The organism is Sphingomonas azotifigens NBRC 15497 (assembly GCF_002091475.1).
Taxonomy (GTDB): domain Bacteria; phylum Pseudomonadota; class Alphaproteobacteria; order Sphingomonadales; family Sphingomonadaceae; genus Sphingomonas; species Sphingomonas azotifigens.
In genome coordinates this window covers 2,501-5,776 of sequence record NZ_BCTR01000108.1, presented here as the reverse complement: position 1 = coordinate 5,776, position 3,276 = coordinate 2,501, and the positions used below count along the sequence as shown (strand labels likewise).

The window sequence follows — 3,276 nt, the reverse complement described above, 5'->3', positions numbered from 1 at the left end:
TTTGGTTGCGGGGGCAGGATTTGAACCTGCGGCCTTCAGGTTATGAGCCTGACGAGCTACCGGGCTGCTCCACCCCGCGCCAAAGCTGGTTGCCTCTGTGTGGAGGCAGAACGGGGGACATGTGAATGGGTTTTGGTGTTTCCGTGCTTTCGCACACACCGGCTTCAATGCCTGGCGGCGACCTACTCTTCCATTGCTTGAGCAATAGTACCATCGGCGCTGTCTGGTTTCACGGCCGAGTTCGGGATGGGATCGGGTGGGTCACAGACGCTATGGCCACCAAGCAATGAAGCCGGTGTGGGCGTTCGGGAAACGGGTTTCAAATCGTGCACAAAGGCTGGATCGTCATCCACCCTGCATGGCGACAACCCAGGGTTGTCGATGGGGGTGTGAAACTCTCAAGCGCGAAAAGAGCAATTAGTATCGGTTAGCTCCACGCGTTACCGCGCTTCCACATCCGATCTATCAAGGTCGTGGTCTTCGACCGCTCTATGAAATCTTATCTCGAGGGAGGCTTCCCGCTTAGATGCTTTCAGCGGTTATCCCGTCCATACATAGCTACCCAGCTGCGCCGTTGGCACGACGACTGGTACACCAGAGGTATGTTCAACCCGGTCCTCTCGTACTAGGGTCAACTCCTCTCAAATTTCGACGCCCACGGCAGATAGGGACCAAACTGTCTCGCGACGTTCTGAACCCAGCTCACGTACCACTTTAATTGGCGAACAGCCAAACCCTTGGGACCTGCTCCAGCCCCAGGATGTGATGAGCCGACATCGAGGTGCCAAACAACCCCGTCGATATGAGCTCTTGGGGGTTATCAGCCTGTTATCCCCGGCGTACCTTTTATCCGTTGAGCGATGGCCCTTCCACGAGGGACCACCGGATCACTATGACCGACTTTCGTCTCTGCTCGACTTGTCAGTCTCGCAGTCAGGCTGGCTTATGCCATTGCACTCTAACAGCCGGTTTCCAACCGGCCTGAGCCAACCTTCGCGCGCCTCCGTTACTCTTTAGGAGGCGACCGCCCCAGTCAAACTACCCGCCACAGAGGGTCCCTGTACCGGATGACGGTACGAGGTTAGACAGTAAAGAACAACAGGGTGGTATTTCACTTGGTGGCTCCACACCAGCTGGCGCCGGTGCTTCAAAGCCTCCCACCTATTCTACACAGTTGTTCTCCACTGCCACTCTGAAGCTGCAGTAAAGGTGCACGGGGTCTTTCCGTCTAACCGCGGGTACTCCGCATCTTCACGGAGAATTCAATTTCGCTGAGCATGTCCTGGAGACAGTGGGGAAGTCGTTACGCCATTCGTGCAGGTCGGAACTTACCCGACAAGGAATTTCGCTACCTTAGGACCGTTATAGTTACGGCCGCCGTTTACCTGGGCTTCATTTCGGAGCTTGCACTCCTCCACTTAACCTTCAGGCACCGGGCAGGCGTCAGGCCCTATACGTCGTCTTGAAGCCGACTTAGCAGAGCCCTGTGTTTTTGCTAAACAGTCGCTACCCCCTGGCCTGTGCCCCCTGCAACTGGTTGCCCAGATGCAGGGCCTCCTTCTTCCGAAGGTACGGAGGCAATTTGCCGAGTTCCTTCAGGACACTTCTCTCAAGCGCCTTGGTATACTCTACCAGACCACCTGTGTCGGTTTCGGGTACGGTCTATACGGTGGGGCTATTTCCCGGGACTGCTTCGAAGCCAGTTCAATCCGATAAGAACTGACAACACACGCAATCCGTCACACACCACCAGGCCCACGAATATTAACGTGGTTCCCATCGACTACCCCCTTCGGGCTCGTCTTAGGGGCCGGCTCACCCTGCGCGGATTAGCCTTGCGCAGGAACCCTTGGTCTTTCGGCGAGAGGGCATCTCACCCTCTTTATCGCTACTCATGTCTGCATTCGCACTTCCGATACCTCCATGGTCGGTTACCCTTCCACTTCACAGGCTTACGGAACGCTCCGCTACCGCTCATCTTGCGATGAACCCTAAGCTTCGGTGCACGTCTTGAGCCCCGTTACATCTTCGCCGCAGGAACCCTTGTTTAGACCAGTGAGCTGTTACGCTTTCTTTAAAGGATGGCTGCTTCTAAGCCAACCTCCTGGTTGTTTTGGGATTCCCACATGCTTTCCCACTTAGACGTGACTTGGGGACCTTAGCTGTAGGTCAGGGCTGTTTCCCTTTTGACGACGGACCTTAGCACCCGCCGTCTGTCTCCCGGATATCACTCCTAGGTATTCGGAGTTTGGTTAGAGTTGGTAGATCTCGCGACCCCCGCATCCATCCAGTGCTCTACCCCCTAGGGTGTTCATCCGAGGCACTACCTCAATAGTTTTCGCGGAGAACCAGCTATTTCCCGGCTTGATTGGCCTTTCACCCCTAAGCACAACTCATCCGGTAACTTTTCAACGTTAATCGGTTCGGACCTCCAGTGCGTGTTACCGCACCTTCATCCTGGTCATGCATAGATCGCCGGGTTTCGGGTCTAATGCATCAAACTACGTCGCCCTATTCAGACTCGCTTTCGCTGCGCCTACACCTATCGGCTTAAGCTTGCTTGATACATTAAGTCACAGACCCATTATGCAAGAGGTACGCTGTCAGGCCTCAAGGACCCTCCAACTGCTTGTAGGCATTCGGTTTCAGGTACTGTTTCACTCCCCTCATCGGGGTGCTTTTCACCTTTCCCTCACGGTACTAGTTCGCTATCGGTCATGTACGAGTATTTAGGCTTGGAGGGTGGTCCCCCCATGTTCAGACAGGATTTCACGTGTCCCGCCCTACTCGAGTCTTCTAACATCACTTTCGCATACGGGGCTGTCACCCGCTATGGCCACCCTTTCCAGAGTGTTCTGCTAGTTGAATTAGAAGCACTGGCCTGGTCCGCGTTCGCTCGCCACTACTAACGGAATCTCGGTTGATGTCTTTTCCTCCGGGTACTGAGATGTTTCAGTTCGCCGGGTTCGCTTCACCAAAGCTATGGATTCACTTCGGTGATACCTTGCCCCAATTAACTCGGTAGTTGATCGCTCAACCACTGAATTAATTGGTGAAGGTGGGTTTCCCCATTCGGAAATCGTCGGGTCAAAGCTTGCTCACAGCTCACCGACGCTTATCGCAGCGTGCCACGTCCTTCATCGCCTGTACATGCCAAGGCATCCACCAAATGCCCTTACCTCACGCTTGAGAGTCCACACCACCAACGACAACGCTGGGCGTTCCTAAAGAACACCAACTCGGCAGAGCAGCGTATCGCAGTATCTTGGTGTGGAT

The 3,276-nt window shown here is 54.7% G+C and carries 1 tRNA gene and 2 rRNA genes; all 3 read right to left on the bottom strand.

Annotated features, from left to right (window positions below):
• Positions 1–2: 2 nt before the first annotated feature.
• The 3 genes from SAZ01S_RS22840 to SAZ01S_RS22830 all read right to left on the bottom strand — a co-directional run bounded on the left by SAZ01S_RS22840 (position 3) and on the right by SAZ01S_RS22830 (position 3,189).
• Positions 3–79: transfer RNA gene (locus SAZ01S_RS22840), tRNA-Met, on the bottom strand.
• 90 nt (positions 80–169) lie between these two features.
• Positions 170–284: ribosomal RNA gene (gene rrf / locus SAZ01S_RS22835) — 5S ribosomal RNA — on the bottom strand.
• Positions 285–397: 113 nt separating this feature from the next.
• Positions 398–3,189 (bottom strand): 23S ribosomal RNA (locus SAZ01S_RS22830).
• Positions 3,190–3,276: the final 87 nt, after the last annotated feature.